At 71.7% G+C, this 15,124-nt stretch carries 15 protein-coding genes; 8 read left to right on the top strand and 7 right to left on the bottom strand.

Translation table 11 applies throughout. The annotated features are described in order from the left end of the window. Positions 1 to 5: 5 nt before the first annotated feature. The 4 genes from ACFY0P_RS06195 to ACFY0P_RS06180 all read right to left on the bottom strand — a co-directional run bounded on the left by ACFY0P_RS06195 (position 6) and on the right by ACFY0P_RS06180 (position 5,225). The gene (locus ACFY0P_RS06195) at positions 6 to 611 is read right to left on the bottom strand and encodes a hypothetical protein (RefSeq protein WP_388907892.1); all 606 of its coding nucleotides are present in this window, start codon (positions 609 to 611) and stop codon (positions 6 to 8) included. After that, entirely contained in the window at positions 608 to 2,320 is a 1,713-nt protein-coding gene (locus ACFY0P_RS06190) for a PHP domain-containing protein (protein WP_388907890.1), read from the bottom strand. Before ACFY0P_RS06190 ends, ACFY0P_RS06195 begins: the two co-directional genes overlap by 4 nt. 224 nt (positions 2,321 to 2,544) lie before the next feature. Beyond that, complete coding sequence (gene katG / locus ACFY0P_RS06185; RefSeq protein WP_388907888.1) at positions 2,545 to 4,731, bottom strand: catalase/peroxidase HPI; 2,187 nt, start codon at positions 4,729 to 4,731, stop codon at positions 2,545 to 2,547. A 56-nt stretch (positions 4,732 to 4,787) separates the two neighbouring features. Beyond that, complete coding sequence (locus ACFY0P_RS06180) at positions 4,788 to 5,225, bottom strand: Fur family transcriptional regulator (protein WP_351714790.1); 438 nt, start codon at positions 5,223 to 5,225, stop codon at positions 4,788 to 4,790. Positions 5,226 to 5,433: 208 nt separating this feature from the next. Here ACFY0P_RS06180 and ACFY0P_RS06175 point away from each other — a divergent pair, with 208 nt between their 5' ends. From ACFY0P_RS06175 to ACFY0P_RS06155, 5 genes are all read left to right on the top strand, one after another. Beyond that, on the top strand, positions 5,434 to 5,796 hold the full coding sequence (locus ACFY0P_RS06175) for a sortase-dependent protein (RefSeq protein WP_388907886.1): 363 nt from the start codon (positions 5,434 to 5,436) through the stop codon (positions 5,794 to 5,796). Continuing rightward, positions 5,793 to 6,425, top strand: a complete 633-nt coding sequence (locus tag ACFY0P_RS06170) for a class F sortase (RefSeq protein WP_388907884.1) — start codon at positions 5,793 to 5,795, stop codon at positions 6,423 to 6,425. Before ACFY0P_RS06175 ends, ACFY0P_RS06170 begins: the two co-directional genes overlap by 4 nt. 98 nt (positions 6,426 to 6,523) lie before the next feature. After that, positions 6,524 to 7,015, top strand: a complete 492-nt coding sequence (locus ACFY0P_RS06165) for an RNA polymerase sigma factor (RefSeq protein WP_351714787.1) — start codon at positions 6,524 to 6,526, stop codon at positions 7,013 to 7,015. Beyond that, a complete protein-coding gene (locus ACFY0P_RS06160) occupies positions 6,999 to 7,472 on the top strand; it encodes a hypothetical protein (protein WP_388907882.1) in 474 nt (157 codons plus the stop codon). Before ACFY0P_RS06165 ends, ACFY0P_RS06160 begins: the two co-directional genes overlap by 17 nt. Positions 7,473 to 7,849: 377 nt before the next feature. Continuing rightward, entirely contained in the window at positions 7,850 to 9,040 is a 1,191-nt protein-coding gene (locus tag ACFY0P_RS06155) for an acyltransferase family protein (protein WP_388907880.1), read from the top strand. A gap of 57 nt (positions 9,041 to 9,097) precedes the next feature. Here the strand turns inward: ACFY0P_RS06155 and ACFY0P_RS06150 are convergent, their stop codons facing one another. Together ACFY0P_RS06150 and ACFY0P_RS06145 are read right to left on the bottom strand one after the other, a co-directional pair. Then, positions 9,098 to 11,230: a discoidin domain-containing protein gene (locus tag ACFY0P_RS06150; protein WP_388907878.1), complete on the bottom strand. Its 2,133-nt coding sequence runs from the start codon at positions 11,228 to 11,230 to the stop codon at positions 9,098 to 9,100. A 206-nt stretch (positions 11,231 to 11,436) separates the two neighbouring features. Beyond that, entirely contained in the window at positions 11,437 to 12,138 is a 702-nt protein-coding gene (locus ACFY0P_RS06145) for an SDR family oxidoreductase (RefSeq protein ID WP_388907876.1), read from the bottom strand. A 283-nt stretch (positions 12,139 to 12,421) separates the two neighbouring features. On the opposite strand from ACFY0P_RS06145, the gene ACFY0P_RS06140 reads away from it, so the two are divergent. Beyond that, on the top strand, positions 12,422 to 13,366 hold the full coding sequence (locus tag ACFY0P_RS06140; protein ID WP_388907874.1) for an SGNH/GDSL hydrolase family protein: 945 nt from the start codon (positions 12,422 to 12,424) through the stop codon (positions 13,364 to 13,366). 41 nt (positions 13,367 to 13,407) lie between these two features. Here ACFY0P_RS06140 and ACFY0P_RS06135 read toward each other — a convergent pair whose 3' ends face one another. Then, positions 13,408 to 13,851 (bottom strand): Lrp/AsnC family transcriptional regulator, encoded by a 444-nt coding sequence (locus ACFY0P_RS06135; protein ID WP_388907872.1) that lies wholly within the window; start codon positions 13,849 to 13,851, stop codon positions 13,408 to 13,410. Positions 13,852 to 13,974: 123 nt separating this feature from the next. Here ACFY0P_RS06135 and ACFY0P_RS06130 point away from each other — a divergent pair, with 123 nt between their 5' ends. Then, positions 13,975 to 14,520, top strand: coding sequence for an RBBP9/YdeN family alpha/beta hydrolase (locus tag ACFY0P_RS06130; protein WP_388907870.1), 546 nt, complete (start codon positions 13,975 to 13,977; stop codon positions 14,518 to 14,520). Between the two features lie 80 nt (positions 14,521 to 14,600). After that, positions 14,601 to 15,092, top strand: a complete 492-nt coding sequence (locus ACFY0P_RS06125) for a peptidylprolyl isomerase (protein ID WP_388907868.1) — start codon at positions 14,601 to 14,603, stop codon at positions 15,090 to 15,092. Positions 15,093 to 15,124: the final 32 nt, after the last annotated feature.

The following is a 15,124-nucleotide window of genomic DNA, read 5'->3' as shown; positions in this document are numbered from 1 at the left end:
TCGCGTCAGATGTGGTCCGCGCAGCACGGGGTGGGGTTGGGGACCTCGAAGGGGGCCAGCAGGCCGCCCGCGGCCGGGACCAGAGTGAGGGTGAGCACGCCGTCGCGCCACTCCGGGCGTACGTGGTCCTGGGTCAGCACCTCGGCGGTGGGCGGAGGTTGGACGCCGGGTGCGCCGAGTACGACGAGGTGCTGGATGGCGGTGCGGTCGAGCAGGTCCGCGACGGTGACGGTGCCGGTCAGGTGCGCCACTCCGGGGTAGACCACGGCCCTGCCGGAGGCGGGGGGCGCGGCGGCGGCCAGCCGGGCGGCGTCCACCGCGTCGTCGGGGCCGTGGGTGCGGTCGGCCAGGGCGAGGCCGGTGCCCTCCGGCAGCGCCTCGATCAACTCCCGCCACACCGCGTCGACGTCCGCGCGCGGGACGGCCAGCGAGACCGTCGTGCCCCGGCGCTCGTCGGTGCGGAACAGGTGGGTGCAGGCGAACACGTCCTCAGCGAACACCAATGGGGCCGGCAGCCGGTGGATCAGGTGGTCGGCCTCGCGCAGGGTCGCCGTACCGGCGTCCACCCCGATGACGGGGTGGACGCCGGACGCGTGGTGCGGGGAGGTCATGCGGGCAGGACCCACATCGGGTTGGAGTAGAACCACAGGTCCTTCCACGGGTCGGCGTCGCCGAGGACGTCGATGGCCGGGCCGGCCGGGTCCACGGCGGCACCGTTGAAGCCGACCGCGGAGCGGTTGCCGTCGGTGCCGCGCAGCCGGACGTAGACCGGCTTGTCGAGGCGGCCGAGGGAGTATGTCAGCTTGACCGAGCCGGTCGCCTTGTTGACCTCGAAGGACTTCACGACCTTGGTGGCGGGCGTGGCGAAGGTGTCCTTGTCGCTCACCTTGCCGGTGACATCGCCCTGGATGACGTCGACCCGGGCCAGCGTCGGCACGAACTGGGCCCAGTTGGGGCCGCCCGCGAGGCTGATCTCGATGACCAGGTCGACCTTGCTGCCCTTGCGGACGTGCAGCACGTCGCCGAGGGTCACCGACTGGGAGCCGGAGCGCAGCCGGGCGTCGAGGCCGCTGATCAGGCCGCCGTGGTCGACCCAGACGCGGCCGGCCCGGATGCCGTCCATGACCGACTTGTAGGAGAAGGACGAGGCGCCGACGTGGGTGCGGGAGTACTGGCCGGGCCAGAAGTCGGTGTCGGTGAGGCTGATACCGGTGCCGTAGACCGGGTCCTCGTAGCGGCCGTTGGCGTTGAAGTCGCTGTTCGGGCCGCGCACCGCGGTGTCGGCGTAGACGTTGTGGGAGTCGGAGTTGGCGGTGATCCACCAGGGCTTGCCCTCGGCGAGCAGGCTGTCCCACAGGCCGCCGACGGTGGCGGTCATCCAGTCGAAGCCGCCCCAGGTGCGGTAGCTCTCCAGCGGGTAGCCGGCGAAGGAGTCGGCGCTCGGGCTGTTGTCGTAGATGCCGCGGGCCGAGCCGGGGCCGTTCGGCTTGGGCAGGCCGCCCGCCTGGTGGCCGGGGGCGCCCTCGAAGCCGACGGCGATCGACGGCTGGGCGTCGCGCCAGGCGCGGATCTCGTGCGGCGAGTCGATGCCCTTGCGGGCCGGGTGGTTGGCGAGGAACAGCGCGTCCCTGACGTTGCGGCGCTGCACCTGCTCGGCGAGGAAGTCGAGCCCGGAGATGGCCAGCGCCTCGTTGGCGGGGCTGCTCGAGGAGGCGCCCTTCACCGAGCCGTCGAAGGAGTTCTCGAACTCCTTGAGGACGGCGACCTCGTTCTTGCCGGGGTGGACGAAGACCGTGCCGTGCTCGGCGGCGGGGATGTTCCACTCCAGGCCCTGGAAGACCAGCGTGTCGTCGATCTGGTCGCGGGCGGCGACGATGTCCGGGTTGACCTTCTCGACACCGATCTTGGCGTGGGTCTCGCTGCCGTGGTCGGTGATGACCATCCAGTCCAGGCCGTGCGCGTTGGCCTGCCGGACGTGGTCGATGACCCGGTACTTGGCGTCGGAGCTGTACTGGGTGTGGATGTGGTGGTCGCCGGCCAGCCACAGGTAGCCGCCGGAACGGCCGTTCCGGGAGTGGGCGGCGGAGACCGCCGCGGCGGCCTGGCCCGCACCGGCGAGGACACTGCCCGCCGCGAGGCCGGCGCCGAGCAGGCCGGTGCGGCGCAGCATGGCGCGGCGCGAGAGCTGACCGGGGGTCAGCTCCGCGTCGGGGACGGACAGATCGAGGGCGGGCGGCAGCGACGAGGCGGCGTCGCCGTCCCCGTGGTGGTGATGGTGGTGGTGACCGTGACCGTGGTCGTGGCTGTGACCGTGGCTCATGTTCGGAACTCCCGCGGGCGACCGGTACGGGGGATGGCTCAGGACGTGCAGAGTCTGCGAAGGTCGCGTGAACAACGGGAGTCGAGGTCATGGTGGGGTAAAGAACGACTCATGTGCAGCACGCTACGCACGTGTACCGGTGGGGAGTTGACCAAGGAGCCGTAAAGACGGCGATGCCCGGACCGGCTCACGAGGAGCCGGCCCGGGCATCGGGTCCCGGTCGGTCAGACCAGGTCGAACCGGTCCGCGTTCGCGACCTTCGTCCAGGCGGCGACGAAGTCCTTCACGAACTTCTCCTTGGCGTCGTCGCTCGCGTAGACCTCGGCGACGGCGCGCAGCTCGGAGTTGGAGCCGAAGACCAGGTCGGCACGGGTGCCGGTCCACTTGACCGCGCCGCTCGCGTCGCGGCCCTCGAAGGTGGACTGGTCCTCGGAGGTGGACTTCCAGGTCGTGCCCATGTCGAGCAGGTTGACGAAGAAGTCGTTGGTCAGCACGCCCGGCGTCTCGGTGAGGACGCCGTGCTTCGAGCCGCCCTGGTTGGCGCCGAGGACGCGCAGACCGCCGACGAGGACGGTCAGCTCGGGGGCGCTCAGGCCGAGCAGGTTGGCACGGTCGAGGAGCAGGTACTCGGCGGGGAGGCGGTTGCCCTTGCCGAGGTAGTTGCGGAAGCCGTCCGAGGCCGGCTCCAGGGCCGCGAAGGACTCGGCGTCCGTGTGCTCGTCGGTCGCGTCGACCCGGCCCGGGGCGAAGGGCACCTCGATGTCGACGCCGCCGTCCTTGGCGGCCTTCTCCACCGCGGCGGCACCGCCGAGGACGATCAGGTCGGCCAGGGAGACCTTCTTGGCACCGGTGTTGAAGTCGCGCTGGACGCCCTCCAGGACGCGCAGGACCTGGGCGAGCTCGTCCGGGTCGTTGACCTCCCAGCCGCGCTGCGGCTCCAGGCGGATGCGGGCGCCGTTGGCGCCGCCGCGCTTGTCGCTGCCCCGGAACGTCGAGGCCGACGCCCACGCGGCCTTGACCAGCTGCGAGACCGTCAGGCCCGAGTCGAGGAGCTTGGCCTTGAGGGCCGTGACGTCGGCGGCGTCGATGGCCTCGCCCTCGGCCTCGGGCAGCGGGTCCTGCCAGATCAGCGTCTCCGCCGGGACCTCCGGGCCGAGGTACAGGGACTTCGGGCCCATGTCGCGGTGGGTCAGCTTGAACCAGGCGCGGGCGAAGGCGTCCGCGAACTGGTCGGGGTTCTCGTGGAAGCGGCGCGCGATCGGCTCGTAGATCGGGTCGAAGCGCAGCGACAGGTCGGTGGTGAGCATCGTGGGCAGACGCTTCTTCGACGGGTCGTGCGCGTCGGGGATGATCGCCTCGGCGTCCTTGGCGACCCACTGCTTGGCGCCGGCCGGGGACTCGGTCAGCTCCCACTCGTAGCCGAAGAGGATGCCGAAGAAGTCGTTGCTCCACTGGGTGGGCTTGGTGGTCCAGGTGACCTCCAGGCCGCTGGTGATCGCGTCGCCGCCCTTGCCGGTGCCGTAGGTGCTCCTCCAGCCGAGGCCCTGCTGCTCGATCGGGGCGCCCTCGGGCTCGGCGCCCACGTTCTCGGCCGGTCCTGCGCCGTGGGTCTTGCCGAAGGTGTGGCCGCCGGCGATGAGGGCGACGGTCTCCTCGTCGTTCATCGCCATCCGGCGGAACGTCTCGCGGATGTCGCGGGCCGCGGCGATCGGGTCCGGGTTGCCGTTGGGGCCCTCCGGGTTGACGTAGATGAGGCCCATCTGGACGGCGCCGAGCGGGCTCTCCAGGTCACGGTCACCGGTGTAGCGCTGGTCGTCCAGCCAGACCTTCTCGGGGCCCCAGTAGACGTCGTCCTCCGGCTCCCAGACGTCCTCGCGGCCGCCGCCGAAGCCGAAGGTCTCGAAGCCCATCGACTCCAGGGCCACGTTTCCGGTGAGGATCATGAGGTCGGCCCAGGAGATGGCCTGGCCGTACTTCTTCTTGACCGGCCACAGCAGACGGCGCGCCTTGTCCAGGTTGCCGTTGTCCGGCCAGCTGTTGAGCGGCGCGAAGCGCTGCTGACCGGCGCCGGCGCCGCCGCGGCCGTCGGAGATGCGGTAGGTGCCCGCGCTGTGCCAGGCCATGCGGATCATCAGCGGGCCGTAGTTGCCGAAGTCGGCCGGCCACCAGTCCTGGGAGGTGGTGAGGACCTCCGCGATGTCACGTTTCACGGCGGCGAGGTCGAGGTTCTGGAACGCCTCGGCGTAGTCGAAACCCTCGTCGAGCGGGTTGGCGACGGCAGGGTTCTTGGCAAGGATCTTCAGGTTGAGCCCCTCGGGCCACCACTGGCGGTTGCCGCCGCCCTGGGTGGGGTGCGGCGCGCGGTCGTGCGCGACCGGGCACTTGCCCGCGTTCTCCTGGGCCTCAGACATGGGGGAAATCCTTCCGGAAGGGGCGGATCGACGTACTCAGGAACTACTGGACGTACTCAGGAACTACTGACGGTGGAACAGGCGGGGCACAGGCCCCAGTAGATGACCTCGGCCTCGTCGATCGCGAAGCCGTGGTCGTCCGAAGCGGTCAGGCACGGAGCGTCGCCGACCGCACAGTCGACGTCGGCGACGGCACCGCACGACCGGCACAGGACGTGGTGGTGGTTGTCGCCGACGCGCCCCTCGAACCGGGCCGGGCTGCCGGCCGGTTCGATACGGCGTATGAGTCGTGCCGTGGTGAGCGCGTGCAGCGCGTCGTACACGGCTTGAAGCGATATGTGGCCGACCCGCTCGCGGACACCCGAGGCGATCGCCTCGACGTCGAGATGGTCGCCGTGGCGGACGGTCTCCAGCAGCGCGACGCGGGCGGCCGTCACCCGCAGGCCGGCACCGCGCAGCTCATCGGCGGTCGTCGGGGGCTGGGATGCGGTCATGGCGCCAACCTACCGCCATAAACACGAGTGATTCAAGAAAACAAACCACTCAAGTCTGGTGGCGAACCGGCCGACGCCCGAGCGGCCGCCTCCCGCCGCACGGCTTTGCCATCTCTTTACAACCCGCCCCGGTGCCGGGTCGTCTCTCCGCTCGATCCGTAACTCAGCCCGCCCCGACCACGGCGGGCCGACGAAAGAGAGCGTCCTCATGCGCCGAACTGTCCTGAGCGCCACGGCACTCGCCTGCACCGCCGTCCTGGCGGGCACCGTGCCCGCGTTCGCCGACAGCACCACCCCCAGCCCGGTCCCCACCGTGGCCCCCTCCGCCGCGGCTTCCGCCGAGCCGTCCGCCGTCCCGTCCGCCGAGCCCACCCGCGCCTCGACCCCCGCGCCGACGCGGGACTCGCGCCAGGTCGCGGCGGTGCCGAAGGGTGCGCCCGACACCGGCGTGACGGAGCCGTCCTCCGGTTCCGGCTCCGACAGCGCGCTGATCGGCGGGGGTGCGGCGGCCGCGCTCGCCGCGGGCGCGGTGGTGTTCACCGTCCGTCGCCGCCGGGCGACCGGGGCATGACCCCGCTCTCCAGGCGCGCCTTCGTCACCGCCGCGACGGCCTCCCTGCTGGCGGGCTGCGCGGCCCGGACACCGGACGGGACGGCCCCGGCCGCCCACCGGCGGCCGGCGTCCTCGCCGCCCCCGTCCACGGCCACGGCCACGACCGCCTCCGGCACGCCCACCGCGCTCGGCCGGTCCACGCCGGTCCGGCTGCGCATCCCGGCGATCGGGGTCGACACCCCGCTGCTGCGGCTCGGCCTCGCCGCCGACGGCACGGTGCAGGTGCCGCCGGTCACCGCGCACGACCGGGCGGGCTGGTACCGCTACTCCCCCACCCCGGGGCAGACCGGTCCGTCGGTGATCCTCGGCCATGTCACGGTCGGCGCCTACGGGGACGGGGTGTTCCGCCGGCTCGCGGAGCTGCGCCGGGGCGAGCAGGCCGTGGCGCGCCTGGAGAACGGCAGATCGGCGGTGTTCACCGTCGACGAGGTGCGTACGGTCGCCAAGGCCGCGTTCCCGACGCAGGACGTGTACGGGGACGTGGACCGCCCGGCGCTGCGGCTGATCACCTGCGGCGGTCCGCGCGGCGGCGACGGCTACCTCGACAACGTGATCGTCTTCGCCTCGCTGACCGGCACGAAACGCTGACCCGCCGGAACGGCAGCGGGACCGGTGGAACGCACGCCACCGGTCCCGCATCCTCCCCGACGAGCCCGACGAGCGAGCCCCCTCGACCCTGGAGAACGTTGAAACGGTCCCGTGACACGGCGGCCTCCGAGCTGTTCGCCGCCCTGTACCCGCGCCTGGCCGGCTGGTGCCGCCGTCTGGTCGACGACGACGAGACGGCGCACGAGATCGCCTCGGAGGCCTTCACCCGGCTGTGGGCCCGGTGGACGAAGGTGGAGGAGCCGCGCGGCTTCCTCTACGTCACCGCGGCCAACCTCGTCCGGGACCACTGGCGCAAGCTGGAGCGCGAGCGCCGGGCGGTGCGCCGGGCCGGCACGGAGGCCGCGATCCGTCCGCACACCGAGCCGGCGGATCCGTCGGTACGGCTGCTGGTGCAGTCGCTGCCCGAGCGGCTGCGGGTGCCGATCCTCCTGCACTACTACGCTGACATGCCGATCCGGGAGGTGTCCGAGCTGACCGGGCGCAAGGAAGGAACCGTCAAGGCCGACCTGCACGCGGCCCGAGAACTGCTCCGCGGTCATCTGAGGAGAAGCCTTGACCACACGCTTTGACGACGAGCCCGAGTTCGACGGCCCCGACGACCCCCTCACGGTCATCCTGCGGCCGCCGGCCGCGCACCTCGGTCCGCCGCCGGGCCGTTACGAGGAGATCCGGCGCGCCGCGAGCCGCCGCCGCACGGTCCGCGCGGCGGCCGGAGCCGGGGTGACCTGTGCCGTCGCCGTCTGCGTCGCCCTGTCGCTGCACCTGACGGCGCCTGCCGCGCCGCACTCCCCCCAGGTCCCCCTCGCGCCGCCGATCGTCAGTCCCACCGCCCCGCACCACGCGTCGGGATCCCCGGCCCCGGTCACGCCCCGTCCGAGCCCCAGTCTCGCGCCCACACGACGAGGGACCACACAGGCTCCCGGCCGGGGATCGTCAGCGGTCCCGTCGACCACCCCGTCCGCCACGGTCCGGGACATCCCGTCCGCGGACCGGCCGAGCGCCGTCGCCACGGCGGCCACCCGCTGAGCGCTCCGCACGAGGTGCCGCCTCCTGCCGTCGGCCTTCCGCGGCGCCGTCGTCGCCGGTCGCGCAGTTCCTCCCCCCGCCTTCGGCCGGGGGTACCCCCAGCGCCCCCTCGGGCGCTGCCGAACCGCACCGTCAACGCGGCGGCGGCCGGTGTCATCCGTCCGTGCCCCCGTCTTCCGGCGTACCGCCCGCTCCCCAAAGGTGCGGGTCAAGACGCCACTCCGGCGGGTGCGGGGCATGGCGGGAGCGACGGCCCGGATGGCCGAGGCTGCGCGTCGGCGTTGGTGTGATGTTTCGTACGAGGCCGGAATGAACGGTGTGGAACGGGCAACGCTCCGTTTCATGCTCCACGCGCGAACCCCCCGGCAGGTGACTCGATGACGACGGCGACCCAGGCCCCTCCGACCGCTCCGGCCGCCGCGCCACCCGCCCGCACCCTGCCGTCCGCCCCCGCCCCTTCGCTGCCCTCCCTGACCGGACTGAGATGGATGGCCGCGCTGCTGGTCTTCGGGCTGCACGTGCACAACTTCCGCTATTTCGGCGGCACCGGCGGCCGCATCATGTCCTGGGGGTTCGAAGCCGGCGCCTCGGGAGTCTCATTCTTCTTCGTCCTCTCCGGGTTCGTCCTGATGTGGTCCGCGCGGCCGGGCGACCGGGCGACGCTCTTCTGGTGGCGGCGGGTCGCCCGGGTCTACCCGGTGCACCTGGTCACCGTCGCCATGGCACTGGCGATGGTGTGCACGCTGCCCCGTCAGCCGCGGCCGACCCTGCTGCAGGGCCTGGCCGACGTGTTCCTGGTGCACTCCTGGTGGCGGCCGTGGTGGCAGACACTGGACCCGGTCAGCTGGTCGCTGGCCTGCGAGGCGTTCTTCTATGCCGCGTTCCCGCTGCTGGCGCTGCTGCTGCGCCGTCTGGGCGGGCGGGGCGCCACTGCGCTGGCCGCACTGGCCCTGCTGACGGTGCTGGCGCTGGCCTGGACGGACGCGCACCACTGGTGGGCGCAGCCGATCAGTTCGTTCCCGGCCGCCCGGCTGCCGGAGTTCGTGCTGGGGGCGGCCACCGCACGCCTTGTGCTGCTCGGCCGCTGGCGCGGACCGGGCCTGGAAGCCTCGCTGGCGCTCGCGATCATCGGCTACTTCCTGGTCCCGCAGGTCACCGCCGAGTACGCGGCCACCGCCTGCACGATCACGGGCTTCGCGCTGCTCATCCCGGCGGCGGCCGTCGCGGACCTGCACGGCCTGCCGTCACTGTGGCGGCGCCGGTGGCTGGTCCGCCTCGGCGAACTGTCGTTCGCGTTCTACATGGTCCATCTGCTGGTGCTGCGGGCGGGCACCCATCTGCTCGGCACCCGCCCGCGTTTCCACCTGCTCACCGGCACCACCGTCACCGCCGTCGCGTTCACCGTGGCGCTGGGCCTGTCCTGGCTCCTCTACGAGGGCGTGGAGCGGCCCGCACGACGGCTGCTGCTACGGCGTCCGGCACGGCAGCGACCCGAAGGGGGCGCTGGGGGTACCCGGCCGAAGGCTGGGGGAGGAACCGCGCGACCGGCCACGACGGCGCCGCAGTGACTGACGGCATCTCGCGACACTTCCCGCGCAGCGCTCAGCCGGGTCCGGCCTGGCCGGCTACGGGAACTGAACCACCTTCGACGGGGTCGTGCTGGTCCCCGACGTCGGTGATCCGGTGGTGTTGACGACGTGGGCGTACTGCCCCATGCCGCCCAGGGAGATCACCAGCAGGTCGTGCATCTTGATCCCCGAACCGGTCGGCACCTGGAAGCCGTTGGACTGCACGATCGACGGATCGGCCGTGTAGTTGCAGTAGCTGCCCAGGCCCCACGCCTCGTGGGTGGTCACGGTGTCGGCGACCTTGTAGGCCGCGTAGCCGACGACGCCGTCGTGGGTGATGGCGGCGGCGTTCGGGGCGTCGTACGCCTTCTCGTTCTGGAAGAAGATCGTGCGGCCGCGTTCGCCGTTCCAGTAGACGTCGTACTTGTTGAAGTGCTCGACGAACAGGCCGGTGGCCAGGACGTCGTTGCCGTTGACTCTGAGGCCGTAGTCGGCGCGGTTGGTGGTCCAGCCGACGCCGCTGCCGTGGTCGGCGCGCCAGAGCCAGGTGTGGTCGATGATCACGTTGTTGCTGTTGACGACCACGGAGTTGGTGGCGAGTCCGGGTCCGGCGCCGCCGATGCGGACGAACACGTCCTGCATGGTGGTGGGGTTGGCGGAGTGGTCGGCGGTGGAGCCGGGGTCGCCGATGCGCAGCAGGGTGTCGGAGTTGACGGTGCCCGCGTCGATGAGGAACCCGGCGAGCTTGACGCCGTCGACGTCGGCCACGTGCATGGCGTCGACGCCGTTGTCCGGGACCAGGGTGGCAAGGCCGAGGCCGAGGACCACGGTGTTGGCGCGGGTGACGTTGACGGTCTGGTCGAGGTGGTAGATGCCCGGTGTGAAGAGGAGGTTGAGGCCCTGGGCGAGGGCCTGGTTGATGGTGGCGGCGGTGGCGCCGGGCTTGACGACGTAGAACTGGTCCAGCGGGATCGAGGTGCCCGCGTCGGCCGGCCAGGAGACGCCCCGGGCGTTGGTGCGCTTGGCCGGGACGAAGACCTTGTAGGCACTGCCGTCCAGGTAGAGGAACGGCTTCTCGCGCGAGACCGGGGTGGTGTCCAGCGTGGTGTAGGAGCCGGTGGCGAAGTCGGTCGCGGGTGCGCCCTGGACGCCGGAGAACGTCATGTTCCAGACGCCGTTGGTCCAGCCGCCGACCGAGCTGTCGCGGGTGTACCACTGCTGCTGGGAGTACGGACCGACCGTGCCGTCGATCTTCGAGTCGGCGATGTAGCCGCCGGAGGCCCAGCCGTAGCCGTTCGGGGCGAGGTTGAGGCCGCCCTTGACGTGGATCCGACGGAAGGGAGCCGCCTGAGCCACGGCCCACCGGTCGGTGCCGTTCGACGGCGTGATGGCGAGGTTCTCCGCGGAACGCCAGAAGTTCTGGGTGGCGTTGCCGTTGAACCAGCCGGCGTCGACCGTGACGTCACCGTTGATCTGGGTGTCGTCGGGGTTGAGGCCCAGCCCGGAGATCGAGGTGTAGAAGCCGATCTGGGCGTTGATGCCGTTGTAGGTGCCCGGCTTGAGCAGGAACTGGTAACGGCCGGTGCCGAACTGCGCCGACTCCTGCTGGGCGAAGACGGAGTCGAACTTCGCCTGGAGGTTCGGTGTGGACGGGTCGACGACGATCACGTTGGGGCCGAGGTCGCCGCCGCCCTGGACCGGGGGCGTGCCGGTGGTGGTGCCGTAGACCTGGAACTCCCAGAGCGAGTAGCCCCACTGGGTGGCACGGTGCACGCCCAGCATCCGGACGTAGCGGCCCTGCCCGGACACGGACAGGGTGTCGGTGCCGCCGTCGCCGCCGGTCACGGACTGCAGGTCGGTCCAGTTGCTGCCGTCCGAGGAGATCTGGACCTTGTAGTCCTTGCCGTAGGCGGTCTCCCAGTTGAGGACGACCTGGTTGACCTGGGCGGTGGCGCCGAGGTCGACCTGGAGCCACTGGTCGTCGGTGAAGGCGGACGACCAGCGGGTGCCGGTGTTGCCGTCCACCGCGTTCCCGGCGGCGGTCCCGGCGTTCTCCTCCGAGGAGGCGGTGGCCGTCCTGCCCTGGGACAACGGCGTGTCCGCGGCCTGCGCCGCCGGCGCGTGCGCGACGGGGAGGGCCAGCAGCGCTGCCATGGCGGCGAGCGCTACGCCCAAGGATCTCAGTCTCATCAGCGGCTCCCTGAGGTCGGCAGGGGGCACCTCCAACCGGCGCACCCCACTGCTTAGTTCAGGATTTGATTTAAGTGGTGAGGCAACCAGGCGACAACCCTTCCGACAGCGGAATTTTCAACGACCGGCCCGGAGCCCCTGCCGAACTGCCCGCCCGCTGGGAGCCGGACGGAAGGGGGCGGTGCCGTTCGGATGCGGGGCCCTGGTCACCGGCCGAGCTGCCGGTACAGGTCGGCAGGGTCGCCCGACAGGCCGGCCTTGACCGAGCGGGTGAGTTCGTCGCCGAGCACCTCCCAGGCGTCCGACTCGATCCCGTCGAGGGCGGCCGCGGCGATGTCCTCGGGCTTCGCCTTGGCCCCCTCGACGTGGGCCGCCATGTCGGTGTCGACGTACCCCATGTGCAGGCCGGTGACGCCGATACCGCGCGGCTGGAGCGCCAGGCGCAGGCTGTTGGTCTGCGACCACAGGGCCGCCTTGGAGGCGCTGTAGGCGCCGCCCTCGGCGATCCAGGACAGGACCGAGTGCACGTTCAGGATGTGCCCGCCGCCGTTGCGCTCGATGACCGGGACGAAGGCACGGGTGAGCAGCAGCGGACCGTAGAAGTTGGTCTCGAACTCCTTGCGGATGTCCTCCAGCGGTGAGGTCAGGAAGCGGGTCCCGGAGGCGACGCCGGCGTTGTTGATCAGGACGGTGACGTCCTGCGCCCGCTCGGCGGCCGCGGCCACCGAGTCGGGGTCGGTCACCTCCAGGGCCAGCGCCACGGCGTCCGGGTGGGTGACGGTACGGGGGTCGCGGGCGGTGGCGTAGACCTTGCCGGCGCCGCGCGCGTACAGCTCCTCCACCAGCGCCTTTCCGACGCCTCGGCTGCCGCCGGTGACGAGGACGACGGAATCCTTGATCGCGGTCATGACACTCACACTCCAGACGCGCACGGAGATCGGAAACCGATCGGTTTCCCTCGGTTGCCACCCATCGTAAACCGATCGGTTTCCATCTTCAATCGCTGGAGTGCCACCGGGCCGTTGCCCGGACCGGATGCCCTTGCGGGCAGGGCGGGTTACTCGATCCAGTTCGTTGCGTCCGACCTCTGGCTACGGACTCCTACCGGGCGGTATACAGACCCCCGACACACGCGTGCGGGCCGCCCGTCGGGACCGGTTCCGTGCGCGTCCTGGTTCCAGGGGGGATCTCATGGCGCACGGCATCCCGTCCGACGGTTCGGCGAGGCGGCACCGGCGGAAGGCCACGGTGGCGGCGGCGCTGGGCGGCTGCGCCCTGGTGGCCGCGTCCACGACTCCGGCCGCGGCGCACGGCAGCGGCCACGGCTCCGGCGACGACCGCGGCACCAGTTATGTGGCGCTCGGCGACTCCTACACATCGGGCCCGGTCATCCCGACGCAGGTGGACGCCAACTGCGCCCGCTCCGACCACAACTACCCCTCGCTGGTGGCGGCGGCCCGGCACGTGAGCGCGTTCAAGGACGTGAGCTGTTCCGGTGCGACGACCGCCGAGATGTGGAAGGCGCAGGGCACCAACGGCCCCCAGCTCGACGCCGTACAGCGCGGCACCGACCTGGTGACCGTCCAGATCGGCGGCAACGACATCGGGTTCAGCTCGATCATCGGCACCTGCGCGGCCCTGAGCTCCAAGGACCTGACGGGCAACCCCTGCCAGCAGTACTACAACGCGTCCGGCACCGACCAGCTGGTACTCGACATCGCGCAGACCGCGCCCAAGGTCGACAAGGTGCTGCGGGCGATCCGCGCCCGCGCCCCGCACGCCCGGATCCTGGTCGTCGGCTACCCCGACCTGCTGCCCGACGACGGCAGCGGCTGCTACCCGACGGTGCCCTTCGCGGCCAAGGACTTCCCCTACCTCCGGGACACCGGCAAGCGGCTGAACCTCATGCTGCGCTTGGTCGCCGCCTGGAACGGCGCCCGGTACGTGGACACCTACGGCCCGACCGTCGGCCACGACATGTGCAAGGCCCCCGCCGACCGCTGGATCGAGCCCCTCCAGCCGACCTCCCCGGCGGCCCCGGCCCACCCCAACGCCAAGGGCGAGGCGGCCATGGCCGAGGCGGTGCTCAACCGGCTGGAGCGGCGCCACCACGAGTTCGTGGCGACCGGTTCGTAGCTGGGGGCTCTCAGCCAGGGGTTCGTGGCCGGGGTTCGTGGCTAGGGGTTCGTCGGCAGCGGCTTGGGCGGGTAGCCGCGCAGGACGAGGGACGTGGTGACCGGGCCGTGGCGGGCCAGGGAGTCCACGACCTCCTCGAGGCGTTCGGCGTGGGTGCAGTACACGTCGAAGAGCAGGCAGTCCTCGCCGGTCACCCGGAGCGTCGAGACGACCTCCGGGGTCCGGGCGGCGAGGGCGAGCGCCATCGGCAGCTGTGCGTGCGTGGTGCGCAGCCGGACCACGGCGTGGATGTTCAGCCCGAGCGCGGCGGGGGCGACGACGGCCCGGTAGCCGGTGATGACACCGCTCTTCTCCAGCCTCTGGATACGGGCGCCCGCCGCCGGCTGGGAGAGTCCGACCCGCCGTCCGACCTCGGCTCCGGTGAGCCGGCCCTCGGTCTGGAGCAGTTCCAGGATGGCCCGGTCGATCTCGTCGAGTGATTCCATCGTCGTCGTCCCCACTTTCCTCTGGATCACTTGCCGGGCCGTGCCGCCGCCGCTGGTCCGTCCAGAATCGCCCGCAGGACGGACCCGGCGGACGCGGGGTCACGACGGAAAGGACGGTCGGCGGTGGTCGCGTACGTCATCATCCCCGGGATCGACGGGTCGGACGACAGGCACTGGCAGAGCCGGTGGGAGCAGGCGTGGGGCGACACGGCGGTGCGGATCGCGCCGGGCTCCTGGTCCCGGCCCGAACTGCGGGACTGGGTCGCCGCGGTGCAGGCCGCGTACGAGGTCGCCGTCGCGCGGGACGGCCGGGTGGCGCTGGTGGCGCACAGCCTCGGCTGCTGGGCGGCCGCCGAGTGGCTGGCGCGGGCACGGCCCGGCCGGGTCCCGGCGTTCCTGGTCGCGCCGCCCGATCCCCGGGGACCGGCGTTCCCCGGTGCGGCCGCGCCGACCTTCCAGGAGCTGACCGCCCGCCCACTGCCCGGCCCGGCCCTGGTGGTGGCGAGCGACGACGACCCGTACGGCGGCACCGCGGCCTCCGCCGCACTGGCCGCCGGCTGGGGTGCGCGCAGGCACTCCGTCGGGGCGCACGGGCACCTCAACTCCGCGAGCGGGCTCGGCGACTGGGCTCTCGGCCGGGAGCTCCTGGACACTCTGCTGGGGCCCTGAGCAGCGCCCGCGCCCCGACACCCGGGGCTCTGCGGCCCCACGGGAGGGACCGGGGGACGGTTCGCGATAGGTTGACCTGCATGAGCGACAACGTTTATTTCGACATCTCGATCAACAACGAGCCGGCCGGCCGGATCGTGTTCAACCTGTTCGACGACGTGGTGCCCGAGACGGCCCGCAACTTCCGTGAGCTCGCCACCGGACAGCACGGCTTCGGGTACGCCGGTTCCGGCTTCCACCGGATCATCCCCCAGTTCATGCTCCAGGGCGGTGACTTCACCCGCGGTGACGGCACCGGCGGCAAGAGCATCTACGGCGAGAAGTTCAAGGACGAGAACTTCAAGCTCAAGCACGACCGTCCGTACCTGCTGAGCATGGCCAACGCGGGCAGGAACACCAACGGCTCGCAGTTCTTCGTCACCACCGTCGTGACGTCCTGGCTGGACGGCAAGCACGTGGTCTTCGGTGAGGTCGTCGAGGGCCAGGACATCGTCGACAAGATCGAGAGCTACGGCTCCCAGAGCGGCGCCCCCAAGGCCAAGGTCGAGATCACGGCGAGCGGCACCGTCTGATCCCGGACCGGCACCTTTCCACGGGGGACCGG

The organism is Streptomyces sp. NPDC001714, assembly GCF_042892755.1.
GTDB lineage: Bacteria > Actinomycetota > Actinomycetes > Streptomycetales > Streptomycetaceae > Streptomyces.
The sequence above is the reverse complement of the archived record's forward strand: the minus strand, read 5'-3'. Positions and strand labels throughout refer to the sequence as shown.